Here is an 18138-nt window from a genome sequence, read left to right as displayed (position 1 = left end):
CTGACTTTTGCGTCCGTAATCCAGTATTTTGTAAATTGGCACCAGGTTATTCAAAAGTTTATGTTATTCAACTCATTAGATTTCGCTATATTTTTACCCATAGTTTTTATACTATATTGGTTTATCACTAGTAAAAGCTTGCGCTTACAAAATGTGCTACTTCTGGTGGCCAGCTATCTGTTTTATGGGTGGTGGGACTGGAGGTTTTTATCACTTATAGCATTTAGTACTTTAGTAGATTTTACTGTTGGAATAGCGCTTGAAAAGCAAAAAGACCACTTTAAAAGAAAAGCTCTCCTTTGGACAAGTATTCTGGTAAATCTTGGGTTTTTAGGAGTATTTAAGTACTATAACTTTTTTCTGGATTCGTTATACGATGTCGTTCCTGGCTTACAAGTTGCATTAGGGTTCAATACTCTTGATATTATTCTTCCAGTGGGAATTAGCTTTTATACTTTTCAAACGATGAGCTACACTATTGATATTTACAAAGAAAAGCTCAAGCCCACTAGAAATTTTATCGTATTCGCTACTTTTGTTAGCTTTTTTCCTCAGCTAGTTGCTGGTCCTATTGAACGAGCTACTCATCTACTTCCACAGTTCTTAAAAGTACGTACCTTTGATTATGCTAAAGCCGTTGATGGTATGCGGCAGATACTGTGGGGGCTATTCAAAAAAATAGTAATCGCCGATAACTGTGCTACGTATGCTAATCTAATTTTTAATAATTCAGCAGAATATTCAGGTAGTACTTTATTACTGGGCGCATTTTTCTTTGCATTTCAAATCTACTGTGATTTCTCTGGCTACTCAGATATTGCTATTGGAGTATCCCGGTTATTTGGTTTTGACTTAATGAGGAACTTTGCTTTTCCTTATTTTTCAAAAGACATAGCTGAGTTTTGGAGACGATGGCATATTTCCCTCTCCACCTGGTTTAGAGACTATCTCTATATTCCACTAGGAGGTAGTAGAGGAGGGACCCCGATGAAAATCCGAAATACCTTCGCCATTTTTATTGTTAGCGGTTTATGGCATGGAGCCAACTGGACTTTTATTGTTTGGGGAGCCTTGAATGCCATTTATTTCTTACCCCTACTGTTGACTGATAAAAACCGTAAGAATATGAAGATTGCTGCTCAAGGCAATTACCTGCCCACAGTTAAAGAGTTTTTTAATATTCTACTTACATTTTTATTAACCCTACTTGCATGGGTCTTTTTTAGAGCTGAAGATATAACTCATGCTTGGGCATATTTATCCGGAATATTTTCGCCTTCCTTGTTTTCACTGCCAGCATCAGAAGTGAGTCCCAAGACAGTGATTGGATTAGTGATGATTTTCATAGTTGTAGAGTGGCTGGGAAGAGAAGAACAATATGCTATCGCTGATTTGGGCAGTAAATGGAAAAGCCCTGTCAGATATACGATGTACTATGCAATTATATTTGCACTCTTTTGGTTCGGAGGGCAGAAACAGGAATTTATCTATTTTCAGTTTTAGAATTTAAAATGAAACGATTCATCCAGAAGACTACTCTTTTTCTCATTCCATTTGTAGTAATGTTAGCTGTAACGAAACTGTTTTACTCAAAAAACCAGGGAGATCTTAGTAGGGTAGGATATATACCTACTGATAAAAGCTACAGGGAAAAATTCAGGGAAGAGTATAGCCAGCCTCTTAAATTTACCAACTTATCAGAAGCTAATCTTTCAAAAAAAAATAAGTATTCTGTTCTTACTATAGGAGACTCATTCTCTCAGCAAAGCCAGATTGGTTACCAGAACTACTTAGCACAATATGACTCTATTAGTGTGATAAATTTTGACCAGAGGGTTAAAAAAAACCCAATAAGTGTGGTATATGGTGTATTGAATGGAAATTTGCTGGATAGTATTGAGGTAAACTATATCATACTACAATCCGTAGAAAGACATTTTGTTGAAAGGGGAAACGAGATTGAAACTAATTATATTTTTCAATTTAAAAATAATAAAGATTCTTCAGCTAGGGAAAAGCAGAGCATGCCTCAAACTGATCCGCAAAATTTCCCTCCAGCAGAAATTGTGAAATTTCCTCTGTTTAATATTTTGTATCATCTGGACGATAATGCCTTCTTTTCAAAAGTATTAAAAGTAAAAGTGGATTCAACTTTATTTTCGGGCCGGTTTCAAAAAGAACTTTTGTTCTATGAAGAGGACTTGCTCATGACTGAAGTGAATAACAGAAAAGAATTAGTGGTAAAGCTTAATAGAGAACTTAATAGTTTAGGTGAAAAACTTAGTCAAAAAGGAATTATGCTCATTGTTCTTCCTGCTCCTGACAAGTTTGATGTTTACTATAATCATATTGTAAACAATGAAAAATACACTAAGCCCAAGTTTTTTGAGCATATGCAGGAAATGCAAAAAAACTATCATTTTATTGATTCTCGTAAGATTCTAAGCGAGGCCATAAACAAAAATAAAGATGTTTATTTTTTTGATGATACTCATTGGTCTCCTCTGTCGTCTCAGCTCATCGCAAAAGAATTGGCCCAAATTATTAAGTGAGATAGGAAGTAGAAATGTACTGAGCAATCAAAATTAATCGATATTAAATTACGAAATCCATACAGCTCAAACCCAATGACTGCGTAGGGGGCTTTAAAGCCTCATCAGAATGAGGCAGTAGGGAAAATTACTGAAAAGCAGACCTGGGTATGCCCGACAGAATGCTGGCTGCAGAGGCCGAAATTGAGCAATAGGTAAAAGACATCGTACAGAAAGCTGCTTATCAGGCAGAGAAGGTGGAATAACATTCGCATAATCGCTGAACTCATTAAGCGGAGAAAAGCATTAGCCACAGGAAGTAGCTATAGGTAGTTTTAAATTGCTTATGGCTATTGCCCGTGGTTTTTTTATTTTCTGAAGAAATACGAACAAATTTTCTTCAATCTCCTGCAGTATGCTGGGGAGTGTGATTGTCTAAACCCTGAGCATGAAGAGTTTGTGGTATTGAATGAGTATACTGTCTATGCACTTGGACATAGTTCTCCTACAGAAGCTATGGGCGAACCGCTGACTGTTGGAAATCAGGAGGTGAGGATAAGTGGTATAGTGAAAAATTTTCATTACCTGCCGGTGATGGAACGTATTGAAATCTTTGCGCTTTATTGCCGTCCGCTGGAATTTGCCTATATGCTGATCAAACTGAGCAGCACTCATATACAGGCTATACTGGCAGGACTGACCATTCTGATGAAAGTAGTTGGCTACTTTGCATTCCTTTCCATCTGCATTGCCTGTCTCGGATTTTTGGGGATTGCCATTTACACAGCAGAAATCAAGATGAAGGAGGTTTGTATCTGTAAAGTGCTGGGGGCAGAACTGTATCAGCTGATTTTTTACTTTTGAAAAGCTTTCTGCTGTTGCTGTTTATTGCCATCATCATTGGTATTCCGACAGCCTATTTTCTGAATAGCCTCTGGCTAAATAATCTGGCTTATCGTACAGAAATCGGAGTGGGAAGTATACTCTTGGGAAGCGCCAGCTTACTGGTGCTGGGAATGTTAATTGTGGGAAGTCGGGCGCTAAAGCTGGCTTTTGTCAATCCTGTAAGCTCGTTGAGAAATGAATAGAAAATATAAAAAAGGGTTTAGGCAAATGCCTGCCCTTTTCTATTCTTTCTTATGCAATTCACGCTGCACTTCTTTCAGGGAGTCCTGAAATTGGGCAAGCGCTTTTTTCATGTTTTGGTAAAACTTGGGTAGAGAGCGAGGACCGAAGAAGATATAAATTACAAGTACTATAATGAATATCTCCCATCCACTGATGTTCTCGAGCATCAAAAAAGCCAGTGTCATATCATTGAAAATTACAGATTAAATATTACGGATTTGAAATTAATAGATCTGTTGCTGACCATTAGACGCTGGATGGAATCAAAAGTAACGTCACTTTCTAAAATAAATTAGTGGTATGATTCTTAGGATTAGAGTGCTATAGTCAAGAGATCGGAGCAATCTAATGATACCACTATCACACTAGTCCGTAGCAGTTAAGAACTATTACAGCATAGCACTATTTATTCTCCGGCTTCCCTTACAGCTTCTACTTCTTGAAAAGTGACTACTTCTCCTTCATTGCCCCAACTGTTACGCACATAATTGAGTACATGTGTAATCTCTTCATTGGTCAGGCCAAGTGGAGTCATTATGTTGTTATAAGTAGTGCCGTTGACTACAATTTCACCTTCCAGGCCATGCATCACTGTGCGAATAGAACGCTCTTTATCAGCCATGAGATAATCAGATTTTGCTAAAGGAGGAAATGCTCCGGGTACTCCCTGCCCTTCACTCATATGACAACTAACGCAGTAGCTGGAGTAGATTTCTTTTCCTAGCTTGATGCTTTCTTCTAAGTTGGGCTCAGCCTGCATAGAAACTACTTCAGCTTGGTTAAATGAAAAAAACACACTAGACAAAAAGATAGCTGTGCTTAATACTAATGATGAATGGTACATATCTCAACAAAAAGTTTTTATGTTAAAATGTTTATTTGAGCGGGCTTCTGCTTACCTCTTACCAGATAAGTATAGGGAAGGGAAAGCAGTATAATAGACTGCCTCAAAATAACTTAGAATCAAGCTTACAAGTTATATAAAATTTTCTAAACAGTAATTTAAACTAGCGCATGATTTTAACTTTTAGGGTGTCCAACTTCGCACAGACATGTTCGTTAATGTACATTTAATATGTATGTACAACTAACTAACATTCATCAGAAGCACATTTATGAAATGGCACGCTTTTTTTACAGCCCGTGTTAAAAGTCAAGATTTCTCCATCAGCTGATTTATCATGCTTAAAAACTATTTTATCACTGCCTTCAGAAACCTGGCCCGACAAAGAAGTTTTTCTCTGATCAATATTGCAGGACTTACCCTGGGCATTAGCGGAGCGTTGGTGATTTTTTTGATCGTCCGTTTTGAACTAAGCTTTGATGATTTTCATACTAAATCAGACCGTATTTATCGGGTACTTTCAGGTTCACCAAAAGATCCGGCATTGAACGACGCAGGAACACCTCATGGCTTGAAGGTAATATTAGAAAATGATTTTCCCGAAATAGAGAAGGTTGCGGTTGTCTACAAGCCTAATCCTGAAAAGACGCAGATAGAAGTTCATGAAGAGTTGAGTCGTGAGCCTAGTATTGCCTATGTCTCGCCTGCCTTCTATGAAATTTTTGATTTTGAATGGATTAGTGGTAGTCCGCAAAAGTCACTTGGCAAAGCCGGGCAGGTGGTGATTGATGAAACTTTAGCAGAAAAATATTTTCGTGGAGATGCGATGGGCAAGAGTATACGGCTCAACAATGCACAGGAACTGGTAGTAAGTGGAATTCTCAAGGCGATGCCAAAAAATACTGATTACCCTATCAGAATGGCCATTTCTCACGCTACTTTTGAGCAAAGTGAAGAATATAAAGAAACATATGGGGGGAGCAGGAGCTCTTACTATCAGACCTTTGTCCTGTTAAAGCCTAATGTTTTCGCTGAAGTAATTGATACCCGTTTTCCGGGGATGATCGCTAAGTACCTGGGTGAAGATTTTGCTGATAATTATATGACGCATGAACTTCAGCCCCTTGAGGAAGTTCATTTCAGTAGTCAGATAGATAATTTTTCGGAGCGTACCGTTTCCAAAGAGTCTATCAACAGCCTGGCTCTGGTAGGTATTTTCCTGCTTATTACTGCCTGTATAAACTTCATTAACCTTACTACTGCCCAGGCAGTAAAGCGTTCTAAAGAAGTAGGAGTGCGTAAAGTGCTGGGTAGCTCGCGCCAGCAACTGATCGGACAGTTTATGGGAGAGACCGCACTGCTGACTTTTATGGCTATTCTGATTTCATATCTACTAGCTGCGAACTTACTGCCCCCCCTTGGCTCTTTCCTTAACCTTCCTCTGGATTTCTCACTGATGAATGAGTGGGTAACCTGGCTTTTTTTGTTTGGGATAGGTATAGTAGTAAGTATATTAGCAGGCTTTTACCCTTCACTGGTACTCTCAGCCTTTCGTCCTGTTTCCAGTCTGAAAAACACCTATGCTTCCCGTAGCTCAAAAGGAATAATACTGCGTAAAGGCCTTATCATTTTCCAGTTTGCGCTTTCGCAGGTGCTTATCATCTGCACAGTGGTTGTATTAAGTCAAATGCATTATTTCAATAATGCCTCACTGGGATTTGATCAGGAAGCAGTGCTTACGGCGGATCTGCCAAGAAGTAATCACGATAAGGTAGAAACATTGCGTAATGACATGTCTCAGTTGAGCAGTATCAAAGACATTAGTTTCTCATTGAACACACCCGCGGCTACCATAAATAAGTACTGGACTTATTTTATGCATCAGGCATCTTCGGAAGAGCGTAAGATATCCGAGATTAAGTTTATTGACAGTAATTTTCTGACTTTTTATGGCATCCCGCTCATTGCAGGACACAATGTACAGCCGCTGGGTGACTCTACTGATTTGGTGGTGAATGAAACCTTTTTGAAAGAAATAGGAATCACTGATCCTGAAAAGGCATTGGGAGAGCAAATCAGCTTTTATGGTACAGAAGGAGAAATAATAGGAGTTGTACAGGATTTTCATTCTATGTCATTGAAAGAAGAAATCCCCCCTCTGATGATGATAAGAGCGCCAGGCTTTTTTCAGAAAGCTTCTTTTAAAGTTGAAATGAGTCGTAGCCAGGAGGCGATCGCGGCAGTAGAACAACAGTGGCGGTCTGCATTTCCTGACTATTATTTTAGCTATGAGTTTCTGGATAATGATCTGGCAACGATGTATGAGCAGGAACGAAAAACCTCCAAGCTCTTATCCATTTTTGCCGGAATAGCCATTTTTATTGGCTGCCTGGGACTCTACGGGCTGATCAGTTTTATGGCCATTCAGAAAGAAAAAGAAGTAGGCATACGTAAAGTTTTGGGAGGCAGTATACAGCATATTGTTTATTTGTTCACCAAAGATTTTGTGTTACTACTGGGGGTTGCATTTTTGATGGCTGCCCCTGTAGCGTATTATTTTATGCAGCAGTGGCTGGCAGACTTTACCTACAGTATTAGTATTTCCTGGTGGATGTTTGTGATCGCAGCACTTGTAGGGCTCGTCATAGCACTGCTCACTGTAAGCTTTAAGTCGGTAAAAGCGGCGCTTGCTAATCCGGCAGAAGCTTTAAGAAGTGAATAAAAATGCGGGCATATGCTGAGTAAGTAGCGTGCTTAACTCATGGTTTTTACTCCATTTTCTTTTTTATTTTCTGATAATCTTCAGGCGTATCGATATCAAATTTACCAGAAGGGAAATCCACCCTTTCTACCTTTTCCTTATGCTGCCGGATAAGTTTGCGTGCCCCTACGAAGCCTTCCAGTTGGCATAAATGAGGAAAATACGAAGCATGAAAATAAACCGGAACCCCTAATGTATTCTGGTAAGATGAAGCAACAATCGGTTTTTTAGAATCCAGATGGGCTTGTAATAATTTGTTCAGCAAGGTGGCGTCAACATATGGCTGATCTGATAGCATGAGTATAGCTCCCTGACAATGGGGGTATTGATTTTGTACTTCTAATATACCCTTTTGAATGGAAGTTCCCATACCTTGCTTCCAGTCCAGGTTCACCACTTTTTTTACGCTAATATCCTTGATTGCTTTTTCTACCAATTCAGAAAAAGCACCTACTACTACTATTACCGGGCCTATACTTGCGCTTATGGCTTCTTCGGCTACATGACGCAGTAGCGTTTTACCTTTAATTTCTAATAACTGCTTGGGTTGGCCCATGCGGGAAGATGCTCCGGCGGCCAGGATAACTATTGCATGTTCTTCAACTGCGTTCATGAATGAAGCCTTTCTTTTCTTTGAGCAGTCCTCCTTTGCTTCTTTGATGTACAGCTTGTATCTCTGAAATAATGGATAGCGCTATTTCGTCGGGTGTTTCCGCACCAATGTCTAATCCTACAGGACTATGAATACGCTCCTGATCTTTTTCACTGAGGATAATCCCTTTTTGTTCCAGCTCATGCAACATTTTCAGATAGCGTTTTTTAGGTCCTAAAATACCAATATACTGAACGTCAGTAGCCAACAGTTGAGGTAATACAGCTATATCATACGCATAGTTGTGCGACATCAGCACCGTATAAGTATAAGGCGTGATAGATAATTGTTCTACCACATTTTCGCGTGGAGCATGTAGCACCTGACAAGCACCCGGAAAACGCTTGCTGCCCGTATGTGCAATACAATCATCAGTTACACTGACCTGCCAGCCCAAGGTATCTCCTAGTTTTACCACCGGAGCAGCGTCATATCCCCCTCCAAAGATGATGAGCTCTATGCTGGGGTGAAGTATTTCAATACTTACTTCTACGCGACCTTTTTCCACTGCATATACTTTATTGAGGGGTTGACCTTTTGCTAAGGCAGGTAAAATATCAGCGTGTACCTGATCCTTCAATAAGGGGACAGTAATATTGCTCAGCGCATTTCCCTGACTATCTGTGACGAACCTTTGCCCAATCCCTTCTTGCATAGATTCTTCCACGTTAAAAACAGTGGCAATGGCTGCTCTTTTACGATCTTTGAGAAAGTTTTTAAAAACCCGCATTAAATCCATCTGCTCACGCAGATAATCTATAGGTTCAATGAGTACATCTATAATTCCGTTACAGCCTAGTCCTACTCCGAGTCTACTGGCATTTTCATCAGTCATAGTATCGTAAGTTACTACGCTAGGTTGATTTAGGAGAATAGCCTGACGGGCTTTGCGTAGCGCATCTCCTTCCAGACACCCTCCGCTGATCGCACCAGTCCAGCGGCCATCATCCGTCATAAGCATACGTGCTCCGGCTCTACGGTAAGAAGAGCCTTGTACTTTCACTACGGTAGCCAGTGCTGCCTTTTGAGAGGTGTCAGCAATCTGGTCATATGCTTCCACTATTCTACTGAGTTCTTTCATACCGCCGCGGGTTGGTTGTATAACTAATTTACCTTCTTTCTCTTAAAAACTATCTAAATAATATAGGGCTTCCTATCTTTCGCTTAGAAAATAAGCAATATACATAATAACAATGTCACAACACAGCCTTGCATTGCCTTCTCAGAAAGGTAAATTCACATTATCTCCTGATATTACTTATCTGAATTGTGCCTATATGAGTCCTTTGATGAAGAGTGTGGAAGAGGCAGGCATAAAAGGATTGAAGCTTAAACGATCTCCGGAACAGGTAGGGCATAGAGCGTTTTTTGGCGAAGTAGAAGATTTAAGGAAAGCATATGCCAAGCTCATTCAGACTCCAGACCATTCACGGCTTGTTGTTATTCCCTCTGTTTCATATGGCATGGCAGTAGTAGCCCGAAACCTACCTATTGGCCAAGGTGAGAATGTTGTAGTAACAGGAGAACAGTTTCCCAGCAACGTATATATCTGGCAAAAGCTGACAGCCGAAAAGAAGGCAATACTTAAAACCATAGATGCTCCTCTACAAACTAAAGAGAGAGGTAAAAAATGGAATGAGAACATACTGGAAGCAATAGACAACAAAACCCGGCTGGTTGCTATTGCTCATGTCCACTGGTCAGATGGCACTCGCTTTGACCTCAAGGCCATCCGAGAACGAACAAAGGAAGTAGGAGCATTGCTGGTAGTAGATGGTACTCAGTCAGTAGGCGCTTTAGCTTTTGATGTAGATGAAATACAGCCTGATGCGCTCATCTGCGCAGGCTACAAATGGCTCATGGGACCATATGCAATTGGAATGGCTTATTTCGGACCTTACTTTGACGAAGGCGATCCTCTGGAAGAAGGGTGGATAAGCCGTTTTGGAAGCGAAGATTTCACCAATCTGGTAAATTATCAGGATTGTTATCAGCCAGGAGCATTACGTTATGAAGTTGGAGAACGCAGTAATTTTATTCTGGTCCCAATGCTACTTCAAGCACTTAAAGAACTTGACGCCTGGGGAGTCCAAAATATCCAAACCTATTGTCAAAGGCTCAATGAGCCTATCCTGTCGACTCTACTGGAATATGGTTTTCAGATAGAAGATCCAACATTTAGAGGTCATCATTTGTTTGGTGTAAGACTACCAGAAAAGGTAGCGATGAGTAAGCTTCAGGAGCATTTACAGCGTGAACAGGTGTTGGTTTCAGTGAGAGGTAATTCAGTAAGGATCGCTCCCCATCTGTATAATGAAGCGGAGGATATGCAGAAGCTATTAGCCTGTTTTCGGGCAGTGGTATAAAAAAGAACCCCGGACGCGACCAAACGTCCGGGGTCAACTATCAACCTTAAACAAACGCTAAGAAAAATCCTTGCGCTATTGTATAAGTTACAATAACTGTGCCTGATCAAAATAAATTCTCCTATTGGAATATTTATTTGAATGACAAATCAGTCATTTTCTTACGTATTGCAAATGTGTAACGATCACGTAGATAAGTTGTTGTATGATAAGAAGGAATGAATCATATTTTTGTTAGTTGAGTAGGATCGTGTCTATATGGAAAATTACCTACCCTTATTTCCTCTGAACCTGGTGGCGTTTCCGGGCGAGAATGTCAACCTTCATGTTTTTGAAGAAAGATACAAGCAATTAATTAATGAATGTTTGGAAAAAAGCCATCCTTTTGGGATTCCAGCATATATTGATAAAAAGTTGGAATATGGTACTGAGATGTATGTGAAAAAAGTAGTAAAACGGTATGAAGATGGCCGCCTGGACATCACTACCAGGGCTACCCGAGTTTTTAAAGTAATGTCGTTCAATAATCCGGTAGGAGGAAAACTTTATGCCGGAGGCGATGTGTTTTATCTGGATAATGTACAAGATGGTGATCTCAGGCTTCATACTGAAATTATCTCGCTTATCAAGGATTTATACAATTTGATGAATGTCGTTAAAAAAGTGGAAGTAGACGAGGATATTACTACCTTTGAAATCGGTCATAAAATAGGGCTATCACAAGAGCAGGAGTATCAGCTTTTACAAATTGAACGTGAGCGAGATCGTCAGGCGATGGTCATACAGCATCTGAAAAAGACAATACCTGTCTTACGAGAAGTAGAGCGTACAAAAGAACGTATTCGGATGAATGGCCACTTTAAGCATTTTGATTCACTGGATCTTTAAATACCTAAGATTATCCATGATTACTCAAGATACGCAGCTTTCAGCATTTAGCATAATACTTCTTTTTATCGTGGGCAGTAGCATATTCGTAATGATCGCTTTGATGGTTGCGAGAATGATTCGTCCCGACCGTCCTAACGAAGAAAAACTTTCTACTTATGAGTGCGGTGAAGACCCCAGCGGATCAGCCTGGGGACAATTCAACTCCCGCTTTTATATCGTAGCCCTGATTTTTATTCTTTTTGATGTGGAGATTGTATTTTTGTTTCCCTGGGCTACAGTATTCGGGCAGAAAGAACTAATTGACGGAACACAGGGATTGTGGGGCTGGTTTTCGTTGGTGGAGATGTCTGTTTTTATCGGTATTTTGGCTATGGGTTTAGCATATGCATGGGCAAAAGGGTTTCTGGATTGGATCAAGCCGAGAGTTAGTAAACCTAGCTATACATCACACATCCCTAAAGCGCTGTACGATAAGGTTTCAGAAAAGTATTAAGCCAGAAAAAGTATTTCGCAAAACCCTTATTTTAAATTATTTTTTAATCTTTCAATTTGTAATTAATTATCGTCATGGGAGGTCTGCTGGATCAACAGTTTGGAAAAGGAGGAGTAATTGTTACTCGTGTTGATGATATTGTGAACTGGGCGCGTCTGTCTTCGCTCTGGCCTATGGGCTTCGGCCTAGCCTGTTGTGCTATTGAGATGATGTCTACCTACGCTTCCGGTTATGACCTGGATCGTTTCGGCGTAATACCCCGCCCCTCACCCCGCCAGTCTGATGTCATGATCGTTTCCGGTACGGTCACCTTCAAAATGGCTGACCGTGTTCGTCGTTTGTATGAACAGATGTCAGAACCGAGATATGTAATTTCTATGGGCTCCTGCTCCAATTGTGGAGGACCCTACTGGCAGCATGGCTATCATGTGGTAAAAGGTGTAGACCGAGTTATCCCTGTTGACGTATATGTACCAGGCTGTCCCCCACGCCCCGAAGCCCTGATAGGCGGTATTCTTAAATTGCAGGAAAAAATCCGTAATGAATCGCTAATGGCTCCAACGGCTTTAGAGAAGCTGATGGAAAAGAGAAAGAAAAAAGAAAAAGCTAGCCCTGAACCCCAAAAGGCATGATTCTGGAAGAAATTCAAGCTCTTTTAACTGATAAATTTGGTGAAGATATCGTTTTAGCAACAGATACTGATGCTTCTCCTCCCATGCTCCATATTCCGGCTGCCAAGATTGCAGAAGTTTGCATGGCGTTGCATACCAATGAAAAGACCTACTTTGATTATCTGGCTTGCCTGACTGGTATGGATAATGGTCCTGAGCAGGGAACAATGGAAGTGATTTACCATCTGTACTCCATTCCTTATAATTTTCAATTGTCATTGCAGATAATTATTACCAGAGAGACTGAAAGCCAGGCCTATGCCGAGGTGCCTACCGTAAGTCATATCTGGCGTACTGCGGATTGGCACGAGCGTGAAGCGTATGATTTAGTAGGTATTCATTTCAGTGGTCATCCTGATCAGCGCCGCATTTTGTTGCCTAATGACTGGGAGGGTCACCCCCTTCGCAAGGACTATAAAGAGCAGGAATATTATCACGGTATCAAGGTAATCTACTAGCATGGCGAATCCAATACAATATCAGTTTGACGAGCAGCATCTGAGAAAGTCTGAACCTAACAAATTCAAAGCTGAAGATCTGAAATCGGAAGAGATGATTGTGAATGTTGGCCCACAACATCCCTCTACACATGGAGTATTACGTTTAGAAGTGATCACTAACGGAGAGGTTATTGTTGATGTAGTGCCTCATTTAGGCTATTTGCATCGCTGCTTTGAAAAACATGCTGAAAACCTGCCTTACAATCAAATATTACCGTTCGTAGACAGGATGGATTATCTGGCCTCTATGAATTCTGAGCATGCCTTTGCGATGGGCGTAGAGCAAATGTTAGGTATTGCTGACCAGATACCTCCTCGTGTAGAATATATAAGAGTATTGGTCGCCGAACTGAACCGGCTGGCTTCTCATTTTGTGGCAGTAGGAACTTATGCTATGGATATTGGCGCTTACACACCTTTTCTTTGGCTGATGCGTGACCGAGAACATATCATGAGACTTTTGGAATGGACATGTGGGGCGCGCATGCTATACAATTACATTTGGATTGGAGGGCTTTTTTATGATTTGCCACTAGGGTTTGAAGAACGCTGCGCTGCCTTTATCAAGTACTTAAAGCCAAAACTGGGGGAGTTGGAAAAGCTGGTAATGAATAATAAAATCTTTGTAGAACGTACCGCCAATGTTGGTTTGCTTCCTCTGGATGTCGCTATCAATTATGGCATTTCGGGGCCTATGTTAAGAGGCTCAGGGCTGAAGCTAGACTTGCGGAAAGTAGATGGATATTCTATTTATCCGGAACTGGATTTTGATATTCCAGTAGGCGAAGGGCTTATGGGCAGCGTAGGTGATTGCTGGGATCGTACTCATGTGCGAGTAAGAGAATGCTATGAGTCATTAAAAATTGTTGAGCAGTGCCTGGAACGACTTACCGGAGATCTTACACGTGACCGTAAATTTGATCCACGTGCATTGGTTCCCAAAAAGATTCGCCCCAAAAAGCAGGATTTTTACGTGCGTGCCGAGAATCCTCGGGGTGAACTTGGGTTTTATTTTAGAACCGATGGCAAAAGCGATATTCCTTTTCGCTGTAAGGCGCGTAGTAGTTGTTTTGTAAACCTTTCTGTGATCAGTGAAATCTCTAAAGGTTGTATGATTGCTGACCTGATTGCCATATTGGGATCTATAGATATTGTCCTAGGAGAAGTTGATAGATAGTTTATGAGTCGGCAAGTAATTTTCCATAATTTTCATCATATAATTTGGGGTCGGGTAAATACAGCCAAACCTCTGTACCCATTTGTGGTGTACTTTTAATTCCTATCTGCCCTCCCAGTTTTTCCACGTGAGTTTTGACAATAAACATTCCTAAACCGGAGCCTTCAGTGTGGTTGTGCCCTCTATAGAACATATCGAAAGCGCGTTTTTGGAGGTCCTTGTCCATACCTAAGCCATTGTCTTTTACCTTTATTTTGACGCCTTCTTTATATCTACGAACGGATATTTTTGTTACAGCATCTGAAATATTAGGCCTGCGGTACTTAATACTATTTTCTATTAAGTTTTGCATGATAGATTGAAAAATCTTTTCCTCAGTATTGAAAGTAAAATTTTCGGTAGCTGTTAGGTGTATCAGTACTTCTTCCTTGCCGGGAAAAGATTGCAAATCACGGATAATATCTTCCAGCTTCTCTCTTATTGGGATAGGCTTATATTCAATCGCCTCTTTTTTAGATAGCCCAAGTTCAAGTAAGCCTAAAAGCTTTTCCTCCAATCTATGCGCACTCTTTTTGATTAGCTGCATATAGTTTTGGCTAGCTTCAGGATTATCAGCTTCTAACTCCATTAACTGAAAAAGACCATTCATAGAAGCCAATGGGCCTTTTAAGTCATGTGATATACGATAAATCAGTGTTTCTAATTCAGCATTCTTCTTTTTGAGCTCTTCTGTAGCTCTAACAAGTTGCCTGTCATCTTTTGCAATCATAACAAAGTTTGTAGTTTCTTCCTGTGAAAGTGTAGAAAAAGATAAGGATACCGGTAATTGCTTTTTTCCTCGTACACTAAAGCAGGTACGGCGGTTGTAGACTTGTTTTTTCTCAAGGACTTCTTGCAATAATACCTCTAAAAACTCAATCTGACTTTTAGGGAAAAGTTCAATGATATGAAAGCCAATCAATTCCTCTTGTTTATAATTTAATAACTGAGCAGCTTTTTCATTTAAATAGGTAACTGTAAAGTTATGATCAAAAGAAATAACCATATCTGAAACACTTTTACCTATACATTCATAAGGGTTGAAAGAGCAATCTTGGGCTCCTGTGTTGGTTTGTAAGTCTTCAGCAATTTTTTGGTACATAGTCTCCATACATTCTTAGATTAAAGCCACAAATTCAAATCCATGTACCAAAGCTAGCAAAAAAAAATCAAAATGTAACTTTTTAAAGTTTTAGTATGATTTTTTCAATCAGCAACTGATGTATAAATGTGAGATTTTGAATAAAAGTATATACAATAGCTATAAAAATTACATAGAAAAAATAAGGAAAAAGAGTAAAAATTCATCTTAAAGTATCTTTCAGGCTATGTATTGCTTCACATTATCCCACTAATATTACATGGAGTAATTACTTTCGATTATTAACATTTGAGAAGTGTTGTAAATATAGTTTATCATATAATAATTTAATATTAAATAATATTTTCCCCCTAAAAGTATGGTTAAAGGAATACTTATAACCATATGATTCTATTTTGGCTCAACCTATTTTTTTCGGATATAGATGTAATGTAAAGCGGAAAAACCCAAAAACCAGAGACATACAAAAGAACGATATCGAGGGAAAAATTTGGTAAATCAATGCCAGGCCTTACTCCCATCATTGCTATGATAAAATATCTACTCGAGCGCTGTTTTCGACTCAGCTCACCTTATATAACAGGTATATCTTTGTGCTATATCATGATAATTTATAAATTATCAAATTATTTGCGTCATGGGTTGTAATGAAGGGCTTGTATTGTTTAAGCGGTTTGTCAGCCTGTTAATGTATTAATATTTATTTCCAAGTGATTTCATGCTTACTCGGAATTGCTGCAAGCCTTATGATTTTAACTTTTTTGGGTAATCCTAGTATTTTTATAGGAAAAAAATGTGAAAACAGGATATTACCCTTTACTCCGGTTTCTTTTTCTGATTCTATTTTCTTGGGGATGTGACAGTGAGAAAAAAGAATTCATTCAGCCTTCACCCAGAATAGAAGAGCCTAGGAGTATCAACCCCAATAGTTTTATAATTCAGTGGACTCCTTTTCCATCGGTTGACTTCTATTTATTGGATATTGCTTTGGATTCTGATTTCAAAGTAAAGCTAAGTGAAGAATATCCAGTTGAAGTGAAAGAAACATTTTATGAGGTACAAGACCTTGACCCTTCTACCATATATTATTATAGAGTGGGGGCCCAAACTATATCAGGTTCTATTTTAAAGTATTCAGATACACAAGAAATATCTACTACGGCATTGCCAAGCCCACTAGCACTAGAACCTATAAGTATAGGTATCAATCAAATTACAGCGATATGGTCTGAAGTAGAAGCTGCAGATGGTTATTTATTAGAAGTATCATCTCAAATTGACTTTGAGAATATTATAAACACCTACGAAAGTAGTAGTAATCAGGATACTGTATTAACCATTACTGACCTGAAAGAAAAGCAAGGGTATTTCTATAGAGTAAAATCAAAAAGGGGAAGCTTCTACTCAATACCCTCTAATGTTAAATATGCAATAACTACCCAATTAGATAAACCTGTAATCACTGATAGCCAAGATATACAATATACTTCGGCCACCCTGTACTGGGAAGCTGTTCCCCAAGCTGATGCTTATGAGGTAGAAGCAAGTGCAGATCCACTATTTGATGAGCACAATACTCCTACCATCATTATAAAAGATATACAGAATACACAAGCTAAAGTAGAAGGTCTGGATGGAAATACTACCTACTATTTCAGATTGAGGGCAAAACAGGATACCATGTATTCTGCTTACTCATCTACTTTGAAAATCAAGACTAAGGGGCTTGCTGCTCCCGACATACTTGAGCCTACAGAAATAGGCGCAAGTCAATTTTCCGCCAACTGGGTCACCGTTGCAAATGCTGAGAGTTATGAGTTAGACTTAGCCACTGACATTGATTTCACAAGTACCCTCCCTGAGTTCAATGGACTAACAACTAGCGACTTTACCTACACATTTACAGGCTTAACACCGGGGACAGATTATTACCTGCGTATTAAAGCACAAGGCTTCAATACATATTCAGATTATTCGGAAATTTTCGTGATTAGTACTTATCCACTGGAGGCTCCGCAGAGCCTAGAAATAACAACCCAGGTACTAAATTCTTTTACACTCTCCTGGAGTGAAGCGGAAGGAGCTAAAAGCTATCTTCTCAGTGTGGCCGAGGATAGTAGTTTTAATACTGTTCTTTCTGGATATGATTTAAAAGAGGTAATAGGAAATACATGGAAAGTAGAGGGAACTGATCCATTACAAAAATATTATGTGCGGGTAGTAAGTAAAAATGGTACTGTAAAATCAGCGGGACAGGCAGTATTAACAGTTTCAGCTTCTGTTCCTCCGAACTGTTTATTAAGTAAAAAAATATGGGATGACGGTTGGGTTGAGAGTTATACCGAAAATGCCGGTCAGCTAATAAGTATTAGTGGTGATAGCACAAATATTGCACGATACAATTGGGAGTTGATTTACCAAGATGAACAACTAGTTGAAGCGAACAAATACGAAGAAGAATCGCCGAATATTTTGGTTCTTAAAGAGATATGGACATTCGGCTATCAGAACGACCAATGGGTGTCACTTCACCGGCAGGATGAAACCAATACTACGCTAGATTACACTACATTAGCATATGATTCTGAGGGAAAAGTAATTCAGGTTAGCAAATATGCGGATCATACTAAATCAACTTTAAATACTCAGGAGAACTATACTTACTCGGGAGAGAATATTATAGAAGCCAGAAATGCGGCGAACCAGCTCATAAAAAGCTGGAAGTATGCAGATCATTTTAATCCTAACTATCAGTTTTCTCCTCAGGTTAATGCTTTGTTAAATGACCCTACAGGCTCTGCAATTTTAGGTTTTGTATCCAGCTCGGTTACCAGCTTTTACCAGGAGTTCGTTACTGATACCTGGGAAAATAAAGCCTATATATATGATACAAATCAGGTAGGTATGCCCACTAAGTTGTATTCAGGAAATGGTTTCCCTACACAAACGTATATATTCCAGTCATGCGGATTTTAAACTTGTC

General features: G+C 39.5%; 17 protein-coding genes. 12 read left to right on the top strand and 5 right to left on the bottom strand.

Annotation, left to right across the window (positions count from 1 at the left end; all coding sequences use genetic code 11):
* Positions 1 to 60 precede the first annotated feature (60 nt).
* From OKW21_RS25305 to OKW21_RS25290, 4 genes are all read left to right on the top strand, one after another.
* Positions 61 to 1503, top strand: coding sequence for an MBOAT family O-acyltransferase (locus tag OKW21_RS25305; RefSeq protein ID WP_277485042.1), 1443 nt, complete (start codon positions 61 to 63; stop codon positions 1501 to 1503).
* Positions 1458 to 2552 (top strand): alginate O-acetyltransferase AlgX-related protein, encoded by a 1095-nt coding sequence (locus OKW21_RS25300; protein WP_277485039.1) that lies wholly within the window; start codon positions 1458 to 1460, stop codon positions 2550 to 2552. Before OKW21_RS25305 ends, OKW21_RS25300 begins: the two co-directional genes overlap by 46 nt.
* A 444-nt stretch (positions 2553 to 2996) precedes the next feature.
* Positions 2997 to 3395: an ABC transporter permease gene (locus tag OKW21_RS25295; RefSeq protein WP_277485037.1), complete on the top strand. Its 399-nt coding sequence runs from the start codon at positions 2997 to 2999 to the stop codon at positions 3393 to 3395.
* The gene (locus tag OKW21_RS25290; protein ID WP_277485035.1) at positions 3392 to 3619 is read left to right on the top strand and encodes a hypothetical protein; all 228 of its coding nucleotides are present in this window, start codon (positions 3392 to 3394) and stop codon (positions 3617 to 3619) included. Before OKW21_RS25295 ends, OKW21_RS25290 begins: the two co-directional genes overlap by 4 nt.
* 39 nt (positions 3620 to 3658) lie before the next feature.
* Here the strand turns inward: OKW21_RS25290 and OKW21_RS25285 are convergent, their stop codons facing one another.
* Together OKW21_RS25285 and OKW21_RS25280 are read right to left on the bottom strand one after the other, a co-directional pair.
* Complete coding sequence (locus OKW21_RS25285) at positions 3659 to 3844, bottom strand: Sec-independent protein translocase subunit TatA/TatB (RefSeq protein ID WP_277485033.1); 186 nt, start codon at positions 3842 to 3844, stop codon at positions 3659 to 3661.
* Between the two features lie 221 nt (positions 3845 to 4065).
* Positions 4066 to 4503, bottom strand: coding sequence for a c-type cytochrome (locus tag OKW21_RS25280; RefSeq protein WP_277485031.1), 438 nt, complete (start codon positions 4501 to 4503; stop codon positions 4066 to 4068).
* A gap of 337 nt (positions 4504 to 4840) precedes the next feature.
* Between OKW21_RS25280 and OKW21_RS25275 the strand changes: the two genes are divergently transcribed.
* Complete coding sequence (locus OKW21_RS25275; protein ID WP_277485028.1) at positions 4841 to 7225, top strand: ABC transporter permease; 2385 nt, start codon at positions 4841 to 4843, stop codon at positions 7223 to 7225.
* A 46-nt stretch (positions 7226 to 7271) separates the two neighbouring features.
* On the opposite strand, the gene OKW21_RS25270 is transcribed toward OKW21_RS25275, so the two are convergent.
* Both OKW21_RS25270 and OKW21_RS25265 read right to left on the bottom strand, forming a co-directional pair.
* The gene (locus OKW21_RS25270; protein WP_277485026.1) at positions 7272 to 7877 is read right to left on the bottom strand and encodes a nucleotidyltransferase family protein; all 606 of its coding nucleotides are present in this window, start codon (positions 7875 to 7877) and stop codon (positions 7272 to 7274) included.
* Positions 7864 to 8997, bottom strand: coding sequence for an XdhC family protein (locus OKW21_RS25265; RefSeq protein ID WP_277485024.1), 1134 nt, complete (start codon positions 8995 to 8997; stop codon positions 7864 to 7866). The genes OKW21_RS25270 and OKW21_RS25265 overlap by 14 nt, the downstream gene beginning before the upstream one ends.
* A gap of 112 nt (positions 8998 to 9109) precedes the next feature.
* On the opposite strand from OKW21_RS25265, the gene OKW21_RS25260 reads away from it, so the two are divergent.
* The 6 genes from OKW21_RS25260 to OKW21_RS25235 all read left to right on the top strand — a co-directional run bounded on the left by OKW21_RS25260 (position 9110) and on the right by OKW21_RS25235 (position 14014).
* The gene (locus OKW21_RS25260; protein ID WP_277485022.1) at positions 9110 to 10282 is read left to right on the top strand and encodes an aminotransferase class V-fold PLP-dependent enzyme; all 1173 of its coding nucleotides are present in this window, start codon (positions 9110 to 9112) and stop codon (positions 10280 to 10282) included.
* A gap of 258 nt (positions 10283 to 10540) precedes the next feature.
* Entirely contained in the window at positions 10541 to 11170 is a 630-nt protein-coding gene (locus OKW21_RS25255; protein WP_277485020.1) for an LON peptidase substrate-binding domain-containing protein, read from the top strand.
* Positions 11171 to 11186: 16 nt separating this feature from the next.
* Positions 11187 to 11666 (top strand): NADH-quinone oxidoreductase subunit A, encoded by a 480-nt coding sequence (locus tag OKW21_RS25250; RefSeq protein WP_277485018.1) that lies wholly within the window; start codon positions 11187 to 11189, stop codon positions 11664 to 11666.
* Between the two features lie 74 nt (positions 11667 to 11740).
* Positions 11741 to 12298, top strand: a complete 558-nt coding sequence (gene nuoB, locus OKW21_RS25245; protein WP_277485016.1) for an NADH-quinone oxidoreductase subunit NuoB — start codon at positions 11741 to 11743, stop codon at positions 12296 to 12298.
* A complete protein-coding gene (locus OKW21_RS25240) occupies positions 12295 to 12795 on the top strand; it encodes an NADH-quinone oxidoreductase subunit C (protein ID WP_277485014.1) in 501 nt (166 codons plus the stop codon). Before nuoB ends, OKW21_RS25240 begins: the two co-directional genes overlap by 4 nt.
* Before the next feature lies 1 nt (position 12796).
* Entirely contained in the window at positions 12797 to 14014 is a 1218-nt protein-coding gene (locus tag OKW21_RS25235) for an NADH-quinone oxidoreductase subunit D (protein WP_277485011.1), read from the top strand.
* Between the two features lies 1 nt (position 14015).
* Here OKW21_RS25235 and OKW21_RS25230 read toward each other — a convergent pair whose 3' ends face one another.
* Entirely contained in the window at positions 14016 to 15164 is a 1149-nt protein-coding gene (locus OKW21_RS25230) for a PAS domain-containing sensor histidine kinase (RefSeq protein WP_277485010.1), read from the bottom strand.
* Positions 15165 to 15950: 786 nt separating this feature from the next.
* Here OKW21_RS25230 and OKW21_RS25225 point away from each other — a divergent pair.
* The gene (locus OKW21_RS25225) at positions 15951 to 18131 is read left to right on the top strand and encodes a fibronectin type III domain-containing protein (RefSeq protein WP_277485008.1); all 2181 of its coding nucleotides are present in this window, start codon (positions 15951 to 15953) and stop codon (positions 18129 to 18131) included.
* Positions 18132 to 18138 lie beyond the last annotated feature (7 nt).

It is taken from the genome of Catalinimonas alkaloidigena, from assembly GCF_029504655.1.
GTDB classification, from domain to species: Bacteria; Bacteroidota; Bacteroidia; order Cytophagales; family Cyclobacteriaceae; genus Catalinimonas; species Catalinimonas alkaloidigena.
Note: the sequence above shows the minus strand (reverse complement) of the source record. Positions and strands in the feature narration are given on the sequence as shown.

What these genes read in the sequence shown, in the direction of transcription:
- OKW21_RS25305 (WP_277485042.1), top strand. Translation starts at nt 61, where the DNA reads ATGTTATTCAACTCATTAGATTTCGCTATATTTTTACCCATAGTTTTT.
- OKW21_RS25285 (WP_277485033.1), bottom strand. Translation starts at nt 3,844, where the DNA reads ATGACACTGGCTTTTTTGATGCTCGAGAACATCAGTGGATGGGAGATA.
- OKW21_RS25280 (WP_277485031.1), bottom strand. Translation starts at nt 4,503, where the DNA reads ATGTACCATTCATCATTAGTATTAAGCACAGCTATCTTTTTGTCTAGT.
- OKW21_RS25275 (WP_277485028.1), top strand. Translation starts at nt 4,841, where the DNA reads ATGCTTAAAAACTATTTTATCACTGCCTTCAGAAACCTGGCCCGACAA.
- OKW21_RS25270 (WP_277485026.1), bottom strand. Translation starts at nt 7,877, where the DNA reads ATGAACGCAGTTGAAGAACATGCAATAGTTATCCTGGCCGCCGGAGCA.
- OKW21_RS25265 (WP_277485024.1), bottom strand. Translation starts at nt 8,997, where the DNA reads ATGAAAGAACTCAGTAGAATAGTGGAAGCATATGACCAGATTGCTGAC.
- OKW21_RS25260 (WP_277485022.1), top strand. Translation starts at nt 9,110, where the DNA reads ATGTCACAACACAGCCTTGCATTGCCTTCTCAGAAAGGTAAATTCACA.
- OKW21_RS25255 (WP_277485020.1), top strand. Translation starts at nt 10,541, where the DNA reads ATGGAAAATTACCTACCCTTATTTCCTCTGAACCTGGTGGCGTTTCCG.
- OKW21_RS25250 (WP_277485018.1), top strand. Translation starts at nt 11,187, where the DNA reads ATGATTACTCAAGATACGCAGCTTTCAGCATTTAGCATAATACTTCTT.
- nuoB (WP_277485016.1), top strand. Translation starts at nt 11,741, where the DNA reads ATGGGAGGTCTGCTGGATCAACAGTTTGGAAAAGGAGGAGTAATTGTT.
- OKW21_RS25240 (WP_277485014.1), top strand. Translation starts at nt 12,295, where the DNA reads ATGATTCTGGAAGAAATTCAAGCTCTTTTAACTGATAAATTTGGTGAA.
- OKW21_RS25235 (WP_277485011.1), top strand. Translation starts at nt 12,797, where the DNA reads ATGGCGAATCCAATACAATATCAGTTTGACGAGCAGCATCTGAGAAAG.
- OKW21_RS25230 (WP_277485010.1), bottom strand. Translation starts at nt 15,164, where the DNA reads ATGGAGACTATGTACCAAAAAATTGCTGAAGACTTACAAACCAACACA.